Here is a 22,614-nt window from a genome sequence, read left to right as displayed (position 1 = left end):
GGCGCGGCCCTTACAGCATCTGAACGGCGATCACCGCCAGCAGGGCCGCGATCACCCACAGGGCGGCGCGGTCCGAGCGGCGGCGGGTTTCCCAGCCGTTCAGCATCTGGCGGACGGTCTGCGGGTGCAGCCGCACGCCGCCTTCCGAGATGTCGCGGGTCACCCGCTCCGCCTCGCTGACCAGGGCGGGGATGCGGCGGACGGTGGAGAGGATGGCGCCGGCATCGTTGATGAACTGCGCCTCCGGACCGCGGTTCTCGCGCATCCACTCTTCGATCAGCGGCCGGGCCAGCTCCCACATGTTGATGTTGGGATTCAGCAGCCGGCCGACGCCCTCGGCCGTCAGCATGCTCTTCTGCAGGAGGAGCAGCTGCGGCTGGGTCTCCATCTCGAACTGTTCGGTGACGGCGAACAGCTGGGCCAGCAGCCGGCCGACCGAGATGTCGGCCAGCGGCTTGTTCTGCAACGGCTCGCCGATTGCGCGGCAGGCCTGGGTGAAGATCTCGATCGACTGGTGGCGCGGCACGTAGCCGGCCTCGAAATGCACGACGGCGACGCGGCGGTAGTCGCCGGTCAGGAAGCCGATCAGCATGTCGGCGAGGTAATAGCGCGTCTCGCGGTCCAGCCGGCCCATGATGCCGAAATCGACGGCGGTGATGGTGCCCTGTTCATTGATGAACAGGTTGCCGGGATGCAGGTCGGCGTGGAAGAAGCCGTCGCGGAAGACCTGGTTGAAGAAGCTGGCCGAGGCCATCGCCAGGATCTCGTCGCGGTCGAAACCGGCGGCGGAGATGCGGGCCGGCTCGTCGACCTTGTAGCCGCGGATGCGCTCCAGCGTCAGCACCCGGCCGCCGGTGCGCTCCCAATCGACCTTCGGCACGTTGAAGGTGTCGTCGTCCTTGAAGTTCGACGCCAACTCCGACGCGGCGGCCGCTTCCATCCGCAAATCCATCTCCAGCCGCGAGGTGCGGGCGAAGGTGTCGACGATTTCGGTCAGGCGCAGCCGCTTCAGCCTGGGCAGGACCCATTGGGCGAGCGCCGCCAGCCGGTAGAACAGGTCGATGTCGCGCTCGAAGGCCTGCTCGATGCCCGGACGCAGCACCTTGACCGCCACCTCCTGTCCATCGGCGGTGACGGCGAAATGGACCTGCGCGATGGAGGCGGCGGCGACCGGCTTGTCGTCGAAGCTCTGGAACAGCGCCTGGACCGGCTGGCCGAACTCCGCCTCGACGATGGCGCGGGCCTGATGGCCGGGGAAGGGCGGCAGCTTGTCCTGCAACTCGGCCAGATCGACCGCCATCCGCTCGCCGACCAGATCGGAGCGGGTGGACAGCAGCTGGCCCAGCTTGATGTAGGTGGGGCCGAGTTCGGCCAGGGCGCGGGCGAGCCGCTCGCCCTCGCGGCCGGGCACGCCCTTGCGGGCGACCCGGCGCCACAGCCAGAGCAGGCCGGGGGCGGTGCCGAGCAGGCTGGTGGGCAGGGCATCATGACGGGCGACCGTCCGGCCGATCACGGCCATCCGGATCAGGTTGCGCAGGATGCGGAACACGGGAGCTTAAATCCGCCAGCCGGAATGGATGGCGGCGATCCCGCCCGACAGGTTGCGCACCCGCACCGCACCGAAGCCGGCCGCCTCGATCCGCCTGGCCAGATCGGCCTGCTGCGGGAAGCGGCGGATGCTCTCGGCCAGATAGCGGTAGCTCGCCTCGTCCTTCGCCACCACGCGGCCCATGAAGGGCAGCACCTGGAAGGAATAGACGTCGTACAGCTCGCGCAGAACCGGCAGCACGACGTGGCTGAATTCCAGGCAATAGAACTTGCCGCCCGGCTTCAGGACCCGGTGGGCCTCCTTGATCGCCTCGTCGATGCGGGTGACGTTGCGCAGACCGAAGGCGATGGTGTAGGCGTCGACCGAGCGCGGGGCGATGGGCAGCCGTTCCGCGTCGCCGACCGTCCATTGCACGCCGGACAGGATGTTGCGGTCGATGGCGCGGTCGCGGCCGACCCGCACCATCGCCTCGGTGATGTCGCAGACCACCGCAGCCCCGCCGCCCTTCTTGAGGAAGCGGAAGGCGATGTCGCCGGTGCCGCCCGCCACGTCGAGCAGGGTCATGTCCGGCTTGGGCGCCACCATCTCCATCAGCGTGTCCTTCCACAGCCGATGGATGCCGCCCGACATCAGGTCGTTCATCAGGTCGTAGTTGGTCGCCACGCTGTCGAAGACGGCGCGGACCAGCCCGGACTTGGCGGACGGATCGACGGGGGTGAAGCCGAACCAGTTGCCTTCGGCACCGGACGCGGGTTTTTGCGGGTCGGGGATGCGGTCGCTCATGGCCGGGAAGATAGCGCGGGCAGGGGCCATGCGCCAGCGGGGGCGTGCAATGCGTAAGGCGCTGCGGCGAATGGTGTAGGGCGGATGGGGGCGCCGGACGGGAGGTGCGGGGGATGGAACGGCGTGAAACAGTTTTGCGTGTCTGTTCCACGGGGTGCGGTTGGGCGGCGGCCGGCGGTTCGATGCAGGATGGAACAGAGTGAAACAGTTTTCCGTCGATGTTCCATCTGGCTTTCCATCGCATGGGGTAGGCCTCAAATCCTAGCACAGAGAGCGTGTCCGCAGGAGGGGGCCGGCAAAACTGGCGCTGCCACACCGTCGCCTCATCCCCGCGAAGGCCGAAGAGGGGCCCTGGGTCCGCTGCGTTGCAAAGGGCCTTTCCGCCACATCCCCCTTGCATCGCGCCGTCCCCGCGCGTATAAGCGCAGCCTTCCACGGGCGGCGAGGCTGGGCCGGAAGGCTCAGGGCATGCCCACCCGTCCGTTGGAATTCCGCCTCATTTCCACCCAGGAAACGAAAATGCCCAAGCTGAAGACGAAGAGCGGCGCCAAGAAGCGCTTCAAGGTGACCGCCACGGGTAAGGTCCGCGCTCAGGCCGCCTACAAGCGCCACTGCCTGGAACAGAAGTCCCCGAACATGAAGCGCAACGCGCGCGGCATGATGACCCTGTGCGACTCCAACGCCCGCACGGTGCTGAAGAACTGGCTGCGCAACGCCTGATCTCGGCACATCTAGAATTTCGGAAGGACTGAACCATGGCTCGTGTTAAGCGCGGCGTCACGACGCACGCCCGTCACCGCAAGATCCTGAAGCTCGCCAAGGGCTACCGGGGTCGCAACTCCAAGAATTTCCGCATTGCGGTCGAGAAGGTCGAGAAGGCGCTTCGTTATGCCTATCGCGATCGCCGCAACAAGAAGCGCGATTTCCGCGGCCTGTGGATCCAGCGCATCAATGCCGGCGTCCGTCAGTACGGCCTGACCTACTCGCGCTTCATCAACGGCATCAAGCTGGCCGGCATCGAGATCGACCGCAAGGTCCTGTCCGATCTGGCCGCGCGCGAGCCGGAGGCCTTTAAGACCTTGGTGGACCAGGCCCAGGCCGCGCTCGCCTCCAAGGCCGCCGCGTAACGCGCTTCGCGTTTCCTGAGTTCAGGGAACGCTTGCCGTCACGGCGTCAGTTGTAAGAGAAGGGAGCCGGGCCGCTGGGCCGGCTCCCTTTTTCTTTTTGCACCATTTTCTTCCCCACGCTTGCCGGGAACCGCCATGCTCGACGCGCTGAAAGACGAACTTCTGTCGCAGGTCAACGCCGCCGCCGACCTCTCGGCGCTGGACGAGGTGCGGGTCTCCGCGCTCGGCAAGAAGGGGCGCATCACCGGCTTCATGAAGGAGCTGGGGAACCTCACGCCCGACGAGCGCAAGGAGCGCGGTCAGGCGCTGAACGCGCTGAAGGACGAGATCGCCGCCGCCATCGACGCGCGCAAGGCCGACCTCGCCGCCGCCCACCTGAAGGCGCGGCTGGAAGCCGAGCGCGTGGACGTCACCCTGCCGATCCGCCCCGAGACCGAGGGGCGCATCCATCCGATCAGCCAGACGATGGACGAGATGATCGCCATCTTCGCCGAGATGGGCTTCTCCGTCGCCGAAGGGCCGGACATCGAGGACGATTTCCACAACTTCACCGCCCTGAACTTCCCGCCCGGCCACCCGGCGCGCGACATGCACGACACCTTCTATCTGCCGGATTCGGATGAGAAGAAGATGCTGCTGCGCACCCACACCAGCCCGGTGCAGGTCCGCACCATGCTGAACAACAAGCCGCCAATCCGCATCATCGCGCCGGGGCGCACCTACCGCTCCGACTACGACATGACCCACACCCCGATGTTCCACCAGATCGAGGGGCTGGTCATCGACGAGGCGACCAACATGGGGCACCTGAAGGGCTGCCTCGTGGAGTTCTGCCGCGCCTTCTTCGACGTGGACGACCTGCCGCTGCGCTTCCGCCCCAGCTTCTTCCCCTTCACCGAACCGTCGGCGGAGGTCGATATCGGCTGCTCGCGCAAGGGCGGCGAGCTGAAGCTGGGCAATTACGGCGACTGGCTGGAAATCCTCGGCTGCGGCATGGTCCACCCGAACGTGCTGGAAGCCTGCGGCATCGACAGCACCAAGTATCAGGGCTTCGCCTTCGGCATGGGGGTGGAGCGCGTCGCCATGCTGAAATACGGCATTCCCGACCTGCGCACCTTCTTCGAAGCCGACCTGCGCTGGCTGAAGCATTACGGCTTCGCCGCCCTCGACATTCCCAACATCGCCCACGGCCTGACGCGCTAAGGAGCCGGACCCATGAAGTTCACGCTGTCCTGGCTGAAGGACCATCTGGAGACCGACGCCTCGCTCGACCAGATCACGGAAAAGCTGACCGCCCTCGGGCTTGAGGTCGAAGGCATCCAAGACCGGTCGAAGGAGTTGGCGCCCTTCCGCGTCGCCCATGTCGTCTCCGCCGAAAAGCATCCGGACGCCGACAAGCTGCGCGTGCTGATGGTCGATACCGGCGCCGGCACCCTCCAGGTCGTCTGCGGCGCCCCGAACGCGCGCGCCGGCATGAAGGGCGTCTTCGCGCCGGAGGGGACCTATGTCCCCGGTTCCGACATCACGCTGAAGAAGGGCGTCATCCGCGGCGTCGAGTCGAACGGCATGATGTGCTCCAAGCGCGAGCTGAAGCTGTCGGACGAGCATGAGGGCATCATCGAGCTGCCGGACGACGCGCCCGTCGGCGCCGGCTTCGCCGACTATGCCGGGCTGAACGATCCGGTCATCGACATCAACCTGACGCCCGACCGCGCCGACTGCGCCGGGATCCGCGGCATCGCCCGCGATCTCGCCGCCGCCGGCATGGGCACGCTGAAGCCGCTGACCGAGGGGCATCTGGACGCCTCGCCGGTGGATGGCCGCTTCGCCAGCCCGGTCGGCGTCAGCATCGAGGTGCCCGATGCCTGCCCGCTGTTCGTCGGCCGCTACATCCGTGGCGTGAAGAACGGCCCGTCGCCGAAGTGGCTGCAGGACAAGCTGGTGTCCATCGGCCTGCGTCCGATCTCGGCGCTGGTCGACATCACCAACTACCTGACCTTCGACGCCGCCCGTCCGCTGCATGTCTTCGACGCCGACACGGTGAAGGGCAACATCACCGTCCGCATGGGCCGCGAGGGCGAGACGCTGGCGGCGCTGAACGGCAAGGAATACGCGCTGGACGGCGCCATGACCGTGGTGGCCGACGACGAGCGGGCGGAGGCTCTGGCCGGTATCGTCGGCGGCGAGCCGACCGGCTGCACCGAGCAGACCGTCAACGTCTTCGTCGAGGCGGCGCTGTTCGACCCGGTGCGTACGGCGCAGACCGGCCGCCGGCTGGGCATCGATTCGGATGCGCGCTACCGCTTCGAGCGCGGCGTCGATCCGGCAGCCGTCTTCGCCGGCATGGAACGCGCCACCCGCCTGATCCTGGAACTGTGCGGCGGCGAGCCGTCGGAACTGGTGGTCGCCGGGGCCGAGCCGGAGTGGAAGCGCAGTCTGAGCTTGCGTCCGGGCCGCGTCGCGGCGCTGGGCGGCGTCGAGCTGCCGCGCGAGCGTCAGGAGCGGATCCTGACCGATCTGGGCTTCTCCCTTGAGGGCGAGGATGCCGAGGGCCGTCTGGTTGTCGGCGTTCCGTCCTGGCGCGCCGATGTCCATGGCGAGGCCGATCTGGTCGAGGAGGTGCTGCGCGTCCATGGCTTCGACGCCATCCCGGCGACGCCGCTGCCGCGCGAGACGGTGCTGACCCGCCCGGCCCTGACGTTGAAACAACGCCGCGTTGCGCTGGCCAAGCGCACGCTGGCCGCCCGCGGCCTGTCGGAGGCGGTGACCTGGTCCTTCCTGTCCGGTCCGGTCGCCGGGCTGTTCGGCGGCGGACAGCCGGGCCTGCGGCTGGTCAACCCGATCAGCAGCGATCTCGACGTCATGCGTCCGTCGGTCCTGCCCAACCTGATTCAGGCAGCCGGCCGCAACGCCGACCGCGGTTTCGCCGACGTGCGCCTGTTCGAGGTCGGAGCGGCTTTCCGCACCCCGGCGCCGGACGGGCAGGATACGGTCGCCGCCGGCATCCGTGCCGGTGCGGCTGTACCGCGCCATTGGTCGGAGAAGGCCCGCGGGGTCGACGTGTTCGACGCCAAGGCCGATGCGCTGGCGGTGCTGGAGGCGGTCGGCGCCCCGGCCGGCAACCTGCAGGTCACCACCGATGCGCCGGGCTGGTATCATCCCGGCCGTTCCGGCGTGCTGCGACTCGGCCCCACCGTGATGGCCCGCTTCGGCGAGATCCATCCGTCGGTGCTGGACGCGCTGGGCGTCAAGGGGCCGGTCGTCGGCTTCGAGGTGATGCTGGATGCCGTGCCGCTGCCCAAGAAGAAGGGCGGTACCGCCAAGCCGATGGTCCAGCTCTCCGCCTTCCAACCGGTGGAGCGCGATTTCGCTTTCGTCGTCGACCGCAAGGTGGAGGCCGACAAGATCCTCCGTGCCGTCAAGGGCGCCGACAAGGCGCTGGTCAAGGATGTCGCAGTCTTCGACGTCTATGAAGGACCGGGAGTGGGTGAAGGTCGCAAGTCGGTCGCCGTGTCCGTCACCTACCAGCCGACCGTCGCAACCCTGACCGATGAGGCGATCGAAGCTGTCGGCCAGAAAATCGTTGCCGAGGTGGTCAAGGCGACCGGAGGAAATCTCCGCGCTTGAGAAAAACCCTCCGGGGTTGAAATCACCGTTATGTAAGAGACAGGGCCCCCGCTTCGGCGGGGGCTCTTTTCGTTTGGCATACCTGAAGGATTCACGAAAGGCTCCTTCACGATAGCTCACCGCGCAATCATATGATGAATTGCTGATTGATGAATCTCGAGTGCATTCGCTAAGGGAAAACCGTGAGGCTGTTTGTTGCAATTCAATGTTTGACGTCAGGACGTTGATCTATGGGAAGATTGGGGGTCAGGATTGTTTGCCCCCGGTGGACCTACGATGTTTTCGATGTCACGATTACGGTACAGGCGATGCGTGCATTGCCTTGGCAAGTCGAATGCCCATCACACTGCAAGCGACGAAGCGGGGGAAGTCTATGGTTGATCCAGCCGACGGTCAGGCAACCAAACCGGAGTCCGGCAAGCCACTCATCCTGGTGGTGGACGACGACCGCTCGATCGTCGAAGGGCTGGCGATTCTGTTGGACGGCTGGGGGTACGAGGTGGTCAAGGCGCTCAGCGCCGCCGCGCTGGAGGCACAGCTCGGTGGGTTGGGCCGGGTGCCGAACCTGATCATCGCCGACCATTACCTGCCGGCCGGCCGCACCGGACGCGAGGTGGTGGAGCGTGTCCGCACCGAAACCGGGCAACAGGTCCCGGCCATCATCCTGACCGGCGACAGCACGCCAGAACGCCGCGACGAGGCTCAACTCATGGGCTGCGAGCTGCTGTTGAAGCCGGTTCAAGTCGGGCCGCTGCGCGAGGCGGTCGAAGCACTGTGCAGCCGGTAGGGCCGATTTATTCCGAGTGAAGGTGAGGTTGCTGCAACCGGCCTGTCAGGGGGCCGACCCTGCTGCGGAACGGGGCAGGTCGATCTCCGGCAGCACGGCGAGGAAGGCATCGACCACCGCCGGGTCGAACCGCAGACCGGCCAGCTGGCGGATTTCATCCACGGCGCGATCGCGGCCCAGCGCCGGACGATAGGGCCGGTCACGCGTCATGGCGTCATAGGCGTCAGCAACGGCGACGATGCGGGCGCACAGCGGGATCGCCGCCCCGGTGCGGCCGTCGGGATAGCCGGTCCCATCCCAGTTCTCGTGGTGCCAGCGTGCCACTGCCGCCCCCAGATGAAGATGGGTCGGGCCGTCGGCCAGATGGCTCGCCTGGTTCAGCAGGTTGGCGCCGGCCACCGTATGGGCCTGCATGGCGCTACGCTCCGCCGCATCGAGCGGGCCGGGCTTCGACAGGATCGCCGGATTGACCGCGGCATTGCCGATGTCGTGCAGGATGGCCGCGAGGCCGATGATCTCCAGCGTCGATTCGTCCAGCGTGTCGGCGAAGAGACCGTCGGCATGCAGGCGGCGGGCGATCCGTTCGGTGATTGCGGCGATGCGCAGCAACCGGCAGAATCGGCCGCCCTCCGCCCCGTCCTCTGCCGCATCCGCGCCCATGTCAGTGCAGGCGGCCCCATCCTTGGCAGGCCCGTCGGGGGTCAGCGCGCCGCGGCCGCGCTCGGCCAGATCGGCCAGCGCCGCCAGCGTGCCCTGCTGGGCGCGGTAGAGTTGCTCGTAATGGTGCAGATTGTCGAAGCCGACGGAAATTTTGCCGCAGAACACCTCGATCAGCTTGCGGTCCAACTCCGACAGCGGCCGGTTGGAGCGCAGGTAGACCACCGTTTCCCGGTCGTTCGGCGTGCGGATGTAGAGCGTGCAATGGTCGCCGGCAAAGACATGCGCCCGCTTTTCCAGGCAGGCGGTCACCGCGGTCAGCACTGCCGGATCGACATGGCCGGCGGCGGGTTCGTTGATGAGATCCTCGAACCGGCCCGATCCGGCCAGCACATAGAGGCGGTTGCCGGTTGCCGCCTCGACCGCCGGGTTGCTGCTACCCGGGGTTCTGGCACCGCCGCGCTGCACGCATAGGATGGCGTCCGGCCCCACCCCCAGCAGGCCCGACAGCTGGGTCAGCACGCCGGCCGCGAACAGCTTCATCGAGCGGGCGCGGAACAGCGACGACGACGCCTCTATGATCTTTTCCAGGCCGCGGCGGTTGGCGTCGATCGCCACGATGTCCTCGTAGGAGCGGAGCGCCGCGACCGTGGTGGTGAACAGCTGCTGGGCGGTCAGCTGGGTCTTCGCCTTGTAGTCGTTGATGTCGTAATCGAGGATCACCGCCCGTTCCGGCGCCTGTCCCGGCTGGCCGGTGCGCAGGATGATGCGCACGTTGCGGTTCTGCAGCTCTTCGCGGATGTGGTGGACCAACTGGAGGCCCGCATCCTCCGTCTCCATCACCACGTCGAGCAGGATCAGCGCGATGTCGCTCTCCCGCGCCAGGATCCGCCGGGCCTCCGCCGCCGAATGGGCGGACAGGAAGCGGGCCGTGCGGCCCTTGAAGGCGAAGTCGGACAGGACGAGCTTGGTGATCGCATGGACCTCCGGCTCGTCATCGACGATCAGCATGGTCCAGCGGCTGCCGGGCGCCTCTCCGGCGACGGCATCTTCGGGGCCATTTCCGGGGGCGTCTTCCGGGGCGGCATCGTCGAAGAAGACCAGATCCTCGTCGGCCGGCTCGGATGCCGGATCGGTGCGGGGATTGTCCTCAGGTCCGGTCGGTTCGGCGTCGGTCATGGCTCTTCAATCGCGAAAGGGTCATGAGGACGGGCTTGGCCGGCCCGCATGGCGGTCACTCATCAAAACGTATCCAGCTCGATCACCGTACAATCGAGCGCGCGTTGCGCCAACGTGCCGCAGGCGGTGTCGACCTGCAAGCGCGTGAAAGGGGCGACCCCGATCTCGTACAGCAGCCGGCCCTTGCGGAACACCGGCCAGACCATCGCAGGCAGGTCGCGATAGGAGCTGCCCGGCCCGGCGGTGAACTCCTTCCAGGCGCGCAAGCCCTCGGCGTAGCTGACATATTCGCCGAGCTTGATGCCGTAGAGCATGCCCGGCTCGACCGGCGGCATTCCCGGCAGGGGATAGGGGGCGGCCACCCCGACCAGCCCCTGGACCGGGGCCAGGGCGCGGGTGCCGGCGGGCAGGGCAAGCGTCGCCTCGCCATCGGCGGCACCGATCAGCGCCACCACGTCGCCCTTGCGCAGGGTGAAGCTGCGCCGCTTGCGGTTGGCCAGGATCTCGGTCGCGGAAATCGGGCCGGCGGCGACGACATAGCCCTCCGCCGGGGTCTGCGCCGCCTTGTCCCAGGCCGCCCGCGGGACGACTGCGGCGCTGCGGTGGGGTGGGGTGGCGTCCGCCGGCTGGTTGGCGGCGGGCTTGGACGGCCGCGGCCCTTCGCCGCCGATTGCCGGCCGGCCGGTGACCATCAGCGCCGGGTCCAGCGAGTCGGCAGGGACATAGCCGATGGGCTGGCCGCCGATGGCGATCTCCGTCCAATAGGTGCCGCGCGGCGTGCCCAGCGCATTGAGCGCCTTGCCCTGCTTCAGCGTCATGACGATGCGGGCATCCTCGCTGGGGCCGATCCGCACCTCGATGTCGCGGTTCAGCACCACCTCGCCGGTCAGCGGGGCGCCGATGGCGACGGGGCTCTGCGCCCATGCCGGCGGGGTTGCAGCAACGGTGCCTGCACAGGCGAGGACAAGGGCGAGCGCCGGGAGGAGGCAACGGGGCGGCACGGCGATCATTGGGTGGCTTCCTTGGCAGTCACCTGTGAGGCAAGCGGCGGCTTCCGGCGACCCAGCAACTGGCTGCCGACGAGGTCGTGGATCGCGTCGGCCAGCAGCCGCACCGGCTTCGGCGCCATGCCGCGGGCGCGGTGCAGGGCGATGTCGACGTCCGGCAGGTCGGGAAAGCCCTCCGCCGCACCGATACGGCGCAGGCTGGGCGGGACGGTGCAGGCCTCCATCGCCGTCACCCCCAGCCCGCCCATCACCGCGCCATGGACGGCGACGACACTCTTGCTGGTGAAGGCGACGCGCCAGTCGCGCCCCATCCCGTCCAGGGCGGCGACGGCGATGTCGCGTACGACGCAGCCCTTGGGAAACAGCGCCAGCGGCAGCGGATCGAGGCTTTCCACCGGACGGTAGCCCGGCAGCGGCGACGCGGGGTCGAGCGGCGGGGCGACCCAGGACACCGGCTCCTGCCGCACCAGCTCGCCACCGGCCTCGCCGGCCTTGCGGGTGATCAGCGCCAGGTCGTAGCGGCCCTTCTCGATCTCCGCCACCAGATCGGGGCTGTTGTCGCAGACGACCTCGACCATCACGTCGGGATAGGCGGCGTTGAAGCGGGCCAGGATCTCCGGCAGCAGCATGGTGGCGTAATCGTCGGGCGTGCCGATGCGCACGCTCGCCACCGTCGGGCTGCGGTGCATCAGCGCCAGCACCTCGTCGTTCAGGGTCAGCATGCGCCGGGCATAGGCCAGCAGCACCTCGCCGTCGCGGGTCATGCGCACGCCGTGAGTGTCGCGTTCGAACACGCGCTTGCCCACCGTGTCCTCCAGCCGGCGCACCTGCTGGCTGACCGCCGCCTGGGTGCGGCCCAGCCTTTCCCCGGCGCGGGTGAAGCTGGCGCTGTCGGCCACGGCGACGAAGGCGCGCAGCAGGTCGGTATCGAGATTGGCGGGCATTCGGGGAACCGGAAGTTGCCGCTTATTCAAGCAGAGAGCCGGCCCGTCCGCAACGGCGCGGTCATTACGAATCGTGATGACACCATAATGCCTATTCGTTTCCAAGGGATTGGCGCACCCCCCATTGTCGGCCTCCGACCCCTTTGGAGTTTTCGATCATGTCGCTGTTCGCCGCCTGGACCGGCACGGTTCTCGGTGCCGCCCGCATGGAGCCGCCCGCCATCCCGACCCCGGCCGTGCCGGAACCGCGGCGCTTCCGCCTCGCCTACAATCCGCTGCCCTCGGGCATGTCCGCGCTGGGTCATCGGCTGACCGTTGATCACGCGCCGTCGTCGGTGCGGTCGCCGGTCTGGACACCGCCCACACCTCCGGGCCGCCAGCGTCTTGAGAAGTAGGCGGGCCGCAGCCTATCCTGCCGCCGATAACTATGCCGGCAGGAGTGGGCGATGGCGCGGGTCTATGTGCTGTACACCGGGGGCACCATCGGGTGCGTGACCAATCCCAACGGGGCGCTGGCGCCGGTGCCGGGCATGGAGTTCGAAAAGCTGGCCCTGTCGGTGCCCGGCCTGTCGGACCACCGGGTGAAGGATTATCCGGACCTGACCTGGACCATGGACTGGTTCGACCGCACGCTCGACAGTGCCAACATGACGCCGGCGGACTGGGTCGCCATCGCCCGGCGGCTGCTGTCGGTCTACGACCAGTATGACGGCTTCGTCGTGCTGCACGGCACCGACAGCATGGCCTACAGCGCGTCGGCCCTGTCCTTCCTGCTGCCCGGCCTGTCGAAGCCGGTGGTGTTCAGCGGATCGCAGGTGCCGCTGTCCTTCACGCTGAGCGACGCGCCGGCCAATCTGGTCGGCGCCATCGTGGCGGCCGGAACCCTGCCGGTGCCGGAAGTCTGCGTCTATTTCGACACCAAGCTGCTGCGCGGCAACCGGTCGTCGAAGGTCGACGCCAACCGCTTCGCCGGCTTCGATTCCCCCAACTTCCCGCCGCTCGCCACCATCGGCAGCGTGGTCGCCCGCAACGAGCCGCATTGGCTGCCGATGCCGGACACCGTCGTCTCGCTGGCCGAGCCGGACAACCGGGCAAAGCGGATGGCGGCGCTGGACGCCCTGCCGGCGGCGCTGGCGAGCTTCTCCGTCGTCATGCTGTGGCTCTATCCCGGCATCCGTGCCAGCACGGTGTCGGCGATGCTGACCGGCACCAGCCCGGCGGCGAAGGGGGCGATCGTGCTGGCCTATGGCGAGGGCAACGGCTCGACCGATCCGGACTTCCTGGACACGCTGTCGGCGGCGGTGAAGGCCGGGGTCGTGCTGATGGACAACACCCAGGTGCAGCGCGGGGCGGTGCTGCCCGGCGCCTATGCCACAGGCCTCGGCGCCGTGGGGGCGGTCGGCGCCTATGACATGACGCCGGAAGCCAGCTACGCCAAGCTGGTCTGCCTGTTCGCCGCCGGGCTGGACGCCGCGGCGGTCAAGGCGGCGATGCCGGTGCCGCAGGCCGGCGAACTGACGGTGATCGAGGTCTGAGACGCGCCTGTGCGGAGGCGGGGGCCGCGTGGGCGGTCCGCCTCCGGCACTGGCTTGAAGGTCCGCCCTTACTGGCCCATGCCGGGCTGGGCCGGGGCCATGGTGCCGCGGTTCATCGTACCCTGGTTCATCGAACCGGAGCCCATGCCACCGTTCATCGAGCCGCCCATCGAACCGCTCCCCATCTGGCCGCCCATGGCGCCGCCGGTCGAACTGCCGTAGCCGGTGTTGGCCTGGCTGCTGTACTGGGCGAGCTGCTGAAGCTCCGTCTGGTCCTGCATGACGACGACCTGTTTGCCGCGCCGTTCGAAGGAGGCCGGGGGCAGCATGACGGTCTGGCCGGACTTGGCCAGCTTCAGTTCGACCATGGTCTGGCCGTCGGCGCCGGTGGTGACGTTCTGGATGGTGCCGGCGACGGGGCCGCCATGGCGGTGGACCACCCGCTTGCCGATCATGTCCCGGCTGGCCTGGACGTCGCGGGCGCCGGTGTCCATCGTGCCGTTGGCGGCGGCGTTGGACCTGGCGGAACCGCTGGTCTGGGCATGGCCGGGCGCGGCAACGGCCATCAGCATCAGGGCCGGAACCGCGGCGGCGAGAAACTTGCGCATGTCATCCTCCCGGATTGAACCACAACAGGGGAGGCGCCGCGCAGAAGCGGCACCGTCCTGGGTGTGATGACACCCGAACGGCCGTTTTGTTGCGCAAGGTTGTACGGAATCGCCGCGGTATACAAAAAAGGCGGGCCTGAGCCCGCCTTGTCCGTTTTCCTCACTCGTCGCCCATCTTGAGCGCGGCGATGAAGGCGCTCTGCGGGATTTCGACCTGCCCGAACTGGCGCATGCGCTTCTTGCCTTCCTTCTGCTTGTCCAGCAGCTTGCGCTTGCGGCTGATGTCGCCGCCATAGCACTTGGCGGTCACGTCCTTGCGCATGGCGCTGATGCTCTCGCGGGCGATGATCTTGCCGCCGATGGCGGCCTGGACGGCGATCTTGAACAGCTGGCGCGGGATCAGCTCCTTCAGCCGTTCGCAGAGCTGGCGGCCGCGGCGTTCGGACTGGCTGCGGTGGACGATCATCGACAGGGCATCGACCGGCTCGGCATTCACCAGGATCGACAGCTTCACGAGGTCGCCTTCCTCATAGCTGTCCATCTGGTAGTCGAAGCTGGCATAGCCGCGGCTGATCGACTTCAGCCGGTCGTAGAAGTCGAAGACCACCTCGTTCAGCGGCAGGCGATAGACCAGCATGGCGCGGGCGCCGGCATAGGTCAGCTCGATCTGCTGGCCGCGCCGCTCGGTGCACAGCTGGAGGACGCCGCCGAGATACTCGTCGGGCAGCATGATGGTGGCCTTGATCCACGGCTCCTCGATGTGGTCGATCCGCATCACGTCGGGCATGTCGGCCGGGTTGTGCAGGTCCCGCACCGTCCCGTCGGTCATCGTCAGCTTGTAGACCACCGAGGGGGCGGTGGTGATGAGGTCGAGGTTGAACTCGCGCTCCAGCCGCTCCTGGATGATCTCCAGATGCAGCAGGCCGAGGAAGCCGCAACGGAAGCCGAAGCCCAGCGCCGCCGACGTCTCCGCCTCGTAATGGAAGCTGGCGTCGTTCAGCTTCAGCTTGCCCAAGCTGTCGCGCAGCCGCTCGAAATCGGCGGCATCGACCGGGAACAGGCCGCACCACACCACCGGCACGGAGGGCTTGAAGCCTTCCAGCGCCTCGGCGGCCGGCTTGCGCTCGTCGGTGATGGTGTCGCCGACCTTGGTCTGGGTGATGTCCTTGATCGCGGCGGTGATGAAGCCCATCTCGCCCGGCCGCAGTTCGCCGGTCAGCAGCGCCTTCGGCGTGAAGACGCCGACGCGGTCGACATCGTGGGCCGAGCCGGCGGCCATGAAGCGCACCTTCTGGTTCACCTTCAGGACGCCGTCGACGACGCGGACCAGAATGACGACGCCGAGATAGGGGTCGTACCAGCTGTCGACCAGCAGGGCCTTCAGCGGGGCGTCGGCATCGCCCTTGGGCGGCGGCAGGCGCTTGACCACCGCCTCCAGCACCGCGCCGATGTTGAGGCCGGACTTGGCCGAGATCTCCACCGCGTCGGAGGCGTCGAGCCCGATCACGTCCTCGATCTGCTGCTTGATCCGCGCCGGCTCGGCGGCGGGCAGGTCGATCTTGTTGAGGACCGGGATGATCTCGTGGTTGTTGTCGATCGCCTGATAGACGTTGGCGAGCGTCTGCGCCTCGACACCCTGGGAGGCGTCGACCACCAGGATCGAGCCCTCGCAGGCGGCCAAGCTGCGGCTGACCTCATAGGCGAAGTCGACGTGGCCGGGGGTGTCCATCAGGTTCAGCGTGTACTGCTTGCCGTCCTCCGCCTTGTAGAGCAGGCGGACGGTCTGGGCCTTGATGGTGATGCCGCGCTCGCGCTCGATGTCCATGCTGTCGAGCACCTGCTCGCGCATCTCGCGCGCGTCGAGGCCGCCGCACTGCTGGATCAACCGGTCGGCAAGGGTCGACTTGCCATGGTCGATGTGGGCGATGATCGAGAAATTGCGGATGTGCGAGAGGTCAGTCATCGGGGCCCAGACAAGCGAGAGTTTGCCGGGAACATAGGGCGGACGGGGGATGGGCGCAATGATGGTGTGTCGGCGGGCGGCGCGGCGCCGCTGGGGCGGGGCGGATGGAACGGGATGGAACGTTTTTCGGCGGAGCATTCAGTGTTCCATTGGGGGCGGTCGGGGTGGGGGCAGACTCCTTCCTGGCGCTTTCGTACCCGCTTCCCGCCGGAGTGGTACTTCCGCGCGATGGCTAGGCAGATGTGGCCGATCACCGTACGCTCCGCGCAAAACTATTGGCCAAAGCTGAAGGTTCCGTCGGGCGCCCCTCCTCTCGCGCTCCGGCGGTGCGCATTGCCAAGCGTTCAAGATCGCCGTCGGTGACGTGGGGAGGGCCTTGCGATGCCAGTGTCGTCATGAAGCCGGACCCGGACCCCACTTCCGCGCCTCCCCGAAGCTATTTCGGCACTTTCTCCGATCCGGCCGCAATGGCGCGGGCCGTGAGTGCCATCGACCCCGGCACCGCCGGCCCCTATCCCGTCAGGACGGTCCGCAGGACCTTCCATGGTACGTTCGCGCGCGCGACGCTCGACCAGATCAGCGTCGGCATCGGTTGTTTCGCCCAGGGGATTCCGCAGACCGCCGGGATCGCGAACGTTCACACCTTCATGTTTGCCACCGAGCCCGCCATCGTGCGCCGCGTTTCAGGCTGGACGCTCGGTTGGCAGCAGATCTTCCATTTCCGTCCCGCCGAGCAGACCGCCACCTCCTCTCCATCAGGAATGCCCTGGGCGTTCGGGATCATCGCGGCTCCCTTCGACGTGCTGGCCACGCAGGGCCGGCAGGTGACTGGAGTCGACCCCACTGTGCCATTGAATGATGACCGGATGTTCCAGGTGCCCGAGATGGCGATGGCCCGGCTCATTGCCCTGATGAACGACACGGCACGCCTGGCGAGGGATGCTCCCTGGATTCTCGAAACGCCGAAACCGGCCATTGCATTGGCCGGAACGATCATGGAGACCCTGCTGACCTGCCTGACCCAGGGCAGGCTCAGGCAGGACAGGGGCGCTCTCGGGCGTCACCGCCAGATCGTTGCGCGCTTCGAGCAGGCCTTGCGGGAGTGTCCGGAGGAGATGCTGTCGCTATCCGCCATCTGCGCCGCGACCGGTGTGGCTCAGAGAACGCTCAATCTTGCCTGCCAGGAGTTTCTCGGGCAGAGCGCCATGCACTATGCACGCGGGCGCCGCCTTGATCTTGTCCGCCAGACATTGCTGACGTCCGACCCGGCGGCAACGAACGTCACCGGTGTCGCCATGCATTACGGCTTTTGGGAACTCGGCCGCTTTGCCCAGGCCTATCGGATCCGCTTTGGAGAACGCCCGTCCGAAACCCTGCGGCGCGGTGCAGGGCGGGCCAGAAGGATGGTTCGCTCAATTCATGCCGGAATCGCATAGTCAGTCACCGGAACGGTTCCTAGGATGACGACATGCGCCCACCCGCCCACCGTCGTGACGCGCCGGCGCGATCCGGCCGGGGGATGCCTGTCGAAGACATCCGGTCCGGCTCAAGCACAATGAAAGGAACCGGGGAATGACACTGCGCATCAACGCCGAGGCGCCGAACTTCACGGCCGAGACCACCGAGGGAACGATCAACTTCCACGACTGGATCGGCGATGGCTGGGCGATCCTGTTTTCCCACCCCAAGGACTTCACGCCGGTCTGCACCACCGAACTCGGCTACATGGCGAAGCTGAAGCCGGAATTTGACAAGCGCAACACCAAGATCATCGGCCTCAGCGTCGACCCGGTCGCCAACCATGCCAGATGGGCGCAGGACATCGCCGAGACGCAAGGGACCGCCCCCAATTATCCGATGATCGGCGACACCGGCCTCGCCGTGGCCAAGCTCTACAACATGCTTCCGGCCGAGATCGAAGGCGGTTCCGACGGTCGCACGGCGGCGGACAACGCGACAGTCCGCACGGTCTTCATCGTCGGGCCTGACAAGCGGATCAAGCTGATGATCAGCTATCCGATGACAACGGGCCGCAATTTCGACGAGATCCTGCGGGTGCTGGATTCCCTGCAACTGACCGCGAAGCACCGTGTGGCGACCCCTGTGAATTGGCAGCGGGGGGACAAGGTGATCATTGCCGGCTCCGTCTCGGACGACGAAGCCAGGACCATCTATCCGGACGGCTGGGAAGCGCCGCGCCCCTACCTGCGGCTCGTGCCGCAGCCGCAATAGCCATGTTGTTCGAGACCTTTGCGGCGGGCGGATGCCGCTCTTACCTCATCGGCTGCGAGACTTCCTGCGCCGCTGTGCTGATTGACCCCGAACTCAGCCTCGCCCACCATTATCGCGGATATCTGTCGAAGCATGGGCTGACGCTTCGCTATCTGGTCGACACGCACACGCACGCGGACCATTTCTCGGCCACCCGTCAACTTGGCAAGGCGCTTGAGGTGCCGGTGGTGATGCACCGGCTGAGCCCTGCACCTCATGCAGGCCTGCGGCTCGACGACGGCGACATGCTGATCGCCGGCCGCCTCAAGATCAAGGCGATGCACACGCCGGGGCATACGCGTGATTCCCTGTGTCTGGTCATGGAGGACCGGATCTTCACTGGCGATACGCTGCTGATCGGCGGGACGGGGCGGACGGATCTGCCGACGGGCGATCCGCACGACCTCCATGAAAGCCTGTTTGGCAAGGTGCTCAAACTGCCGGGCGAGACTCTGGTTTACCCAGGCCATGATTACAAGGGCCGCGATCATTCGACCATCGCCGACGAGATCGCATCAAATCCCCGCCTGCAGAAGACCGAGCGGACGGCCTTCGTGGCGATGATGCGCTCTCTCGATCTGGCAGCGCCCACCCATCTGACCGAAGCGCTGCGCACCAACATGAGCGGCGGCAAGACCGTCGCCCAACTCCTGTCCGAGGCGGCGTCTGGCGTGCCCTTCATGTCGATGGATGAGCTTGACAGCCGTCTGGGCGGCAACAGCCGCGACTTCGTGGTGATCGATCTTCGCGAGAAGGACGCCTACGAGGCGGGGCACATCAGCAGCGCAAAGCACCTGCCCCGCGGACAGCTGGAGCTTCGCGTGAATACCGAACTGCCCGACCCGACGGTACGGATCATCACCTGCTGCGAATTCGGCAAGATATCGATCCTCGCCGCCGCCACCCTGCGCGAACTCGGCTATATGCGCGCAACGGCACTCGACGGCGGCATCGCAGCGTGGCGGGAGGCCGGGCGCGCGCTGGAGGCAAGTGGCTGACCCAGTGCAGGCATTCTCACCGATGCAGCCGACGGGGGCCATGTGGTTTGGGAGTCTTGTGGGAATGCTCACCATTCCCACGCCTTCGGCGCAGGAATGGGTTACCGCCCCCTCGGCTTCGCCCGCGCGGTCGGTTCGGCCTCCAGCGGGTTGTCGGGCCAGTAGTGTTTCGGGTACTGGCCCTTCAAATCCGCCTTCACCGCCTTGTAGGCGTTGGCCCAGAAGCTCGCGAGGTCGCGGGTGACCTGGACCGGGCGGCGGGCGGGGGACAGCAGGTGCAGCAGCACAGGCACCCGGCCGCCGGCGATGCGCGGGGTCTCGGCCAAGCCGAACATCTCCTGCAAGCGCACCGCCAGCACCGGCTCCTCGCCGTCATAGTCGATGGGGACGCGGGAGCCGCTCGGCACCTCGACGTGGGTCGGGGCCTCGGCGTCCAGGCGGGTCTTGAGCTCCCAGGGCAGAAGGGCGCGCAGCGCGCTCGACAGGTCGATGCGCTCCAGATGGGCGCGGCGCGACACGCCGTCGAGGAAGGGGGCCAGCCAATCCTCCAGACCGTCCATCAGGGCGGCGTCGGACAGGTCAGGCCAGCCGTGGGCGTCGCCCTCGCGGGTGCGCAGGAACATCACGCGGGTGCGCCATTTGCGCAGCTCGTCGGTCCAGGGCAGGCAGCTTGGGCCGAGCGCGCGGATGCCCTCGATCATCGCGGCAACCATCGCCTCGGCCGGCGGCTTGGCCAGCTTCTCGTCCTTCAGGATCAGGGCGAACAGCATGCGGCGGCGGCGCGCCAGCACCGTCTGCTCGCGCGCGTCCCAGGCGACGATGGTCTCCGCGCGGATGTCGTCGGCGAAGCTCTCCTCCAGATCGGCCAGCGTGACCGGGGCGGCCAGGAAGATGCGCGATTCGCGGGCGGCGCCGTCGAGGTCGGCGATGGCGAGCCACTCCTCGGCCGACAGCGGCTCGGCCTGCTGGAAATAGGCGCCGCGCCCGCCCGACAGGCGATACTGCGCCGCAACTCCGCCCGGTTGGCCTCCGGGGCGGCGCTGGCCGATGCGGTCGGGATAGGCCAGCGCCACCAGCAGGCCGACGGCATGCGAGTCCATCGCGTCGTCGTCGCGCACGCCAAGCTGGCGGCGCCACTGCCGGGCCTGCTTCACCGCCTGCTGCGCCCCGCCGCGGTCGACGCTGAGGCCGCGCGCCGCGCCATGGCCGCCGCGTTCCTCGCCGCGCAGCAGGTCGACGCGCAGGCGCAGGTCGGCGTCGCGGAAGCCGGGCTGGGCGCGGACGATGTCGCGCTCGCCCAGCAGGGCCGCGACCAGACAGGCGAGCGCACCCTGTCCCATCGCCTTGCCGGCCAGCATCATGTGGGCCAGACGCGGATGCACGCCGAAGCCGGCCATGCGGCGGCCGTGCGGGGTGATGGCGCCTGATTTGTCGAGCGCGCCGAGGCCGGTCAGCAGCTCGCGCGCCTGGGCCATCGCCGCGGCCGGCGGCTGGTCGAGCCAGGACAGGGTGGCGGGGTCGGAGACTCCCCACACCGCAAGCTCCAGCGCCAGCGGGGCGAGGTCGGCGTCGGCGATCTCCGGCGTGGTGAAGGGGGCCAGCGCCTTGTGCGTCGCCTCCGGCCACAGGCGGTAACAGACGCCGGGTTCCAGACGGCCGGCACGGCCGCGGCGCTGCTCGGCCGAGGCCTGGCTGACCTTCACCGTCGCCAGACGGGTCATGCCGCCGCGCGGGTCGAAGCGCGGAACCCGCATCAGCCCGCTGTCCACCACGATGCGGATGCCCTCGATGGTCAGGCTGGTCTCGGCAATGGAGGTCGCCAGCACGATCTTGCGCTGGCCGGGCGGGGTGGGGCCGATGGCGCGGTCCTGCGCCTCGGCCGACAGGTCGCCATAGAGCGGGGCGATGACAGTGTTCGGGCCGAGGTCGGACTGGTCGAGCAGGGACTGGACGCGGCGGATCTCGCCGACGCCGGGCAGGAAGACCAGGGCGTTGCCGGGCTCCTCGCGCAGGGCGCGGCGGACGGCGGCGGCCACCGCATCCTCAATGCGGGTGCCCTGTGTGGGGGCGTCGAGGTGGCGGGTCTCGACCGGGTAGGCGCGGCCCTCGCTGGTCACCATCTGGGCCGGGCCCTGCGTGTCCGCGAGAAGGGCGGCGACCGGGGCGGCGTCGAGCGTCGCCGACATCACGACGAGGCGCAGGTCGTCGCGCAGCGCGCCGCGCGCCTCCTGCACCAGGGCGAGGGCGAGGTCGCTGTCGATGCCGCGCTCGTGGAACTCGTCGAACAGGACGGCGCCGACGGCGGGAAGCTCCGGGTCCTCCTGAAGCTGGCGCAGGAACAGGCCGTCGGTCACCACCTCGATCCGCGTCTTCGGGCCGACCTTGGTGTCCAGGCGGACGCGGTAGCCGACGGTCTCGCCCACCGCCTCCCCCAGCATCGACGCCATCCGGCGGGCGGCGGCGCGGGCGGCGAGGCGCCGCGGCTCCAGCACCAGGATCTTGCGGCTCTTTGCCCAAGCGGCCTCCAGCAGGGCCAGCGGCACGCGGGTGGTCTTGCCGGCGCCGGGCGGGGCTTGCAACACGGCGGTGCCGCGGCTGTCCAGCGCCTCCAGGAGGGCGGGCAGGACGGGATCGATGGGGAGGGCGGGGAAGGCGGGCTTGCTCATGGGGGGAGTCTGCTGCCGCGAACCGGCGGGAAAGGCAATGCTTTTCGGGGGGCTTGTGGCGAGGCGCGCGCCAAAAGGTCGCAGGGGTGGGGGAGCGGGAGAGCGGTCGCGACCTATGGCCTCAAAAACTGTATGGTTTTGCCGTCGTCGGGCTTTTTCGTACCTCAAAGGGACCCATGACCGATATCCACGACGCCGCCCTGTTCCTCGCCCACGCCTGTGCGCTGGAGGAGGACGCCGCCAACCGCTTCTCCGACCTGTCGGAGGCGATGAAGACCTATGGCAACCAGGAGGTCGCGGCCTTCTTCGGCCAGATGGCGAAATTCTCGCGCCTGCATCTGGCCGAGGCGCGGGAACGGTCGGGCTTCCGCAAGATCCCCGACTTGGCGCCGGAAGACTTCCAGTGGCCCGACGGCGACAGCCCGGAAGCGGCCTCGATGGAAGGCTCGCACTATCTGATGACGGTGGAATACGCGCTGGAGCTGGCGCTCGACAGCGAGCGGCGCGGGCAGGCCTTCTACGCCGAGGTGGCGAAGACCACCACCGACGCCGAGGTCCGCATGATGGCCGAGGAGTTCGCCGCCGAAGAGGCCGAGCATGTCGCCCAGCTGGAGGTGTGGGCCAAGCGCTATCCGGCCTTGCAGGCTTGAGGAGTGAGGAAGGGGGCGCTGGCTGCCCCCTCCCCTGGTTACTTTGACAGGGCGGACCAGTCGATCTCGTACACCTTGTCGGCCGGCTGGTAGGTCTTGAAGGCGGCGATCACGTCGTCGACGCTGACGCCGCCCGGCACGTTCTGGATTTCATAGACGACCGAGCTGCCGCTGGTCGGGCCGACGTCGGCGTTGCGGTGGGCCTGCGAGACCAGCCCTTCGCCGGCCTTCTTGATCATGATGGAAGCCATGCATCCGTCTCC

The 22,614-nt window shown here is 68.0% G+C and carries 20 protein-coding genes; 11 read left to right on the top strand and 9 right to left on the bottom strand.

The window, feature by feature from the left end; translation table 11 throughout:
* Positions 1-10: 10 nt before the first annotated feature.
* Together ubiB and ABNQ38_RS22105 are read right to left on the bottom strand one after the other, a co-directional pair.
* Entirely contained in the window at positions 11-1,549 is a 1,539-nt protein-coding gene (gene ubiB, locus ABNQ38_RS22110) for a 2-polyprenylphenol 6-hydroxylase (RefSeq protein ID WP_377808060.1), read from the bottom strand.
* A gap of 6 nt (positions 1,550-1,555) precedes the next feature.
* Complete coding sequence (locus ABNQ38_RS22105; RefSeq protein WP_109049679.1) at positions 1,556-2,332, bottom strand: class I SAM-dependent methyltransferase; 777 nt, start codon at positions 2,330-2,332, stop codon at positions 1,556-1,558.
* Positions 2,333-2,851: 519 nt separating this feature from the next.
* On the opposite strand from ABNQ38_RS22105, the gene rpmI reads away from it, so the two are divergent.
* The 5 genes from rpmI to ABNQ38_RS22080 all read left to right on the top strand — a co-directional run bounded on the left by rpmI (position 2,852) and on the right by ABNQ38_RS22080 (position 7,873).
* Positions 2,852-3,052 (top strand): 50S ribosomal protein L35, encoded by a 201-nt coding sequence (gene rpmI, locus ABNQ38_RS22100; protein WP_012975158.1) that lies wholly within the window; start codon positions 2,852-2,854, stop codon positions 3,050-3,052.
* Between the two features lie 35 nt (positions 3,053-3,087).
* A complete protein-coding gene (gene rplT, locus ABNQ38_RS22095; protein WP_098740681.1) occupies positions 3,088-3,459 on the top strand; it encodes a 50S ribosomal protein L20 in 372 nt (123 codons plus the stop codon).
* Positions 3,460-3,594: 135 nt separating this feature from the next.
* On the top strand, positions 3,595-4,662 hold the full coding sequence (gene pheS / locus ABNQ38_RS22090; RefSeq protein WP_377808059.1) for a phenylalanine--tRNA ligase subunit alpha: 1,068 nt from the start codon (positions 3,595-3,597) through the stop codon (positions 4,660-4,662).
* Positions 4,663-4,674: 12 nt separating this feature from the next.
* On the top strand, positions 4,675-7,086 hold the full coding sequence (gene pheT / locus ABNQ38_RS22085; protein ID WP_377808058.1) for a phenylalanine--tRNA ligase subunit beta: 2,412 nt from the start codon (positions 4,675-4,677) through the stop codon (positions 7,084-7,086).
* 373 nt (positions 7,087-7,459) lie between these two features.
* On the top strand, positions 7,460-7,873 hold the full coding sequence (locus ABNQ38_RS22080; protein ID WP_377808057.1) for a response regulator: 414 nt from the start codon (positions 7,460-7,462) through the stop codon (positions 7,871-7,873).
* A gap of 45 nt (positions 7,874-7,918) precedes the next feature.
* Here ABNQ38_RS22080 and ABNQ38_RS22075 read toward each other — a convergent pair whose 3' ends face one another.
* From ABNQ38_RS22075 to ABNQ38_RS22065, 3 genes are all read right to left on the bottom strand, one after another.
* Positions 7,919-9,709, bottom strand: coding sequence for a DUF3369 domain-containing protein (locus ABNQ38_RS22075; protein WP_377808056.1), 1,791 nt, complete (start codon positions 9,707-9,709; stop codon positions 7,919-7,921).
* 62 nt (positions 9,710-9,771) lie between these two features.
* On the bottom strand, positions 9,772-10,719 hold the full coding sequence (locus ABNQ38_RS22070) for an SH3 domain-containing protein (protein WP_377808055.1): 948 nt from the start codon (positions 10,717-10,719) through the stop codon (positions 9,772-9,774).
* Positions 10,716-11,660, bottom strand: a complete 945-nt coding sequence (locus ABNQ38_RS22065) for a LysR substrate-binding domain-containing protein (RefSeq protein WP_377808054.1) — start codon at positions 11,658-11,660, stop codon at positions 10,716-10,718. Before ABNQ38_RS22065 ends, ABNQ38_RS22070 begins: the two co-directional genes overlap by 4 nt.
* A 158-nt stretch (positions 11,661-11,818) precedes the next feature.
* Here ABNQ38_RS22065 and ABNQ38_RS22060 point away from each other — a divergent pair, with 158 nt between their 5' ends.
* Positions 11,819-12,055, top strand: a complete 237-nt coding sequence (locus ABNQ38_RS22060; protein ID WP_377808053.1) for a hypothetical protein — start codon at positions 11,819-11,821, stop codon at positions 12,053-12,055.
* 51 nt (positions 12,056-12,106) lie between these two features.
* Complete coding sequence (locus ABNQ38_RS22055; protein WP_377808051.1) at positions 12,107-13,195, top strand: asparaginase; 1,089 nt, start codon at positions 12,107-12,109, stop codon at positions 13,193-13,195.
* Positions 13,196-13,263: 68 nt separating this feature from the next.
* Here the strand turns inward: ABNQ38_RS22055 and ABNQ38_RS22050 are convergent, their stop codons facing one another.
* A complete protein-coding gene (locus ABNQ38_RS22050) occupies positions 13,264-13,803 on the bottom strand; it encodes a hypothetical protein (protein WP_377808050.1) in 540 nt (179 codons plus the stop codon).
* 160 nt (positions 13,804-13,963) lie between these two features.
* Positions 13,964-15,766 carry a translation elongation factor 4 gene (gene lepA / locus ABNQ38_RS22045; protein ID WP_377808049.1) on the bottom strand — a complete coding sequence of 601 codons (1,803 nt, stop codon included), beginning with the start codon at positions 15,764-15,766 and terminating at the stop codon, positions 13,964-13,966.
* Positions 15,767-16,161: 395 nt separating this feature from the next.
* Between lepA and ABNQ38_RS22040 the strand changes: the two genes are divergently transcribed.
* The 3 genes from ABNQ38_RS22040 (at position 16,162) to ABNQ38_RS22030 (ending at position 19,035) form a co-directional block, all read left to right on the top strand.
* The gene (locus ABNQ38_RS22040; RefSeq protein ID WP_377808048.1) at positions 16,162-17,202 is read left to right on the top strand and encodes a helix-turn-helix domain-containing protein; all 1,041 of its coding nucleotides are present in this window, start codon (positions 16,162-16,164) and stop codon (positions 17,200-17,202) included.
* A gap of 136 nt (positions 17,203-17,338) precedes the next feature.
* Positions 17,339-17,998 (top strand): peroxiredoxin, encoded by a 660-nt coding sequence (locus ABNQ38_RS22035; RefSeq protein ID WP_377808047.1) that lies wholly within the window; start codon positions 17,339-17,341, stop codon positions 17,996-17,998.
* A gap of 2 nt (positions 17,999-18,000) precedes the next feature.
* The gene (locus ABNQ38_RS22030; RefSeq protein WP_377808046.1) at positions 18,001-19,035 is read left to right on the top strand and encodes an MBL fold metallo-hydrolase; all 1,035 of its coding nucleotides are present in this window, start codon (positions 18,001-18,003) and stop codon (positions 19,033-19,035) included.
* Positions 19,036-19,136: 101 nt separating this feature from the next.
* Here ABNQ38_RS22030 and hrpB read toward each other — a convergent pair whose 3' ends face one another.
* Positions 19,137-21,701, bottom strand: a complete 2,565-nt coding sequence (gene hrpB / locus ABNQ38_RS22025) for an ATP-dependent helicase HrpB (protein WP_377808045.1) — start codon at positions 21,699-21,701, stop codon at positions 19,137-19,139.
* 176 nt (positions 21,702-21,877) lie between these two features.
* On the opposite strand from hrpB, the gene ABNQ38_RS22020 reads away from it, so the two are divergent.
* A complete protein-coding gene (locus ABNQ38_RS22020; RefSeq protein ID WP_098740668.1) occupies positions 21,878-22,351 on the top strand; it encodes a ferritin family protein in 474 nt (157 codons plus the stop codon).
* A 38-nt stretch (positions 22,352-22,389) separates the two neighbouring features.
* Here ABNQ38_RS22020 and ABNQ38_RS22015 read toward each other — a convergent pair whose 3' ends face one another.
* A complete protein-coding gene (locus ABNQ38_RS22015) occupies positions 22,390-22,602 on the bottom strand; it encodes a hypothetical protein (RefSeq protein ID WP_098740667.1) in 213 nt (70 codons plus the stop codon).
* Between the last annotated feature and the right edge of the window lie 12 nt (positions 22,603-22,614).

Source organism: Azospirillum sp. A29, from assembly GCF_042604625.1.
Taxonomy (GTDB): Bacteria; Pseudomonadota; Alphaproteobacteria; order Azospirillales; family Azospirillaceae; genus Azospirillum; species Azospirillum palustre.
Note: the sequence above shows the minus strand (reverse complement) of the source record. Positions and strands in the feature narration are given on the sequence as shown.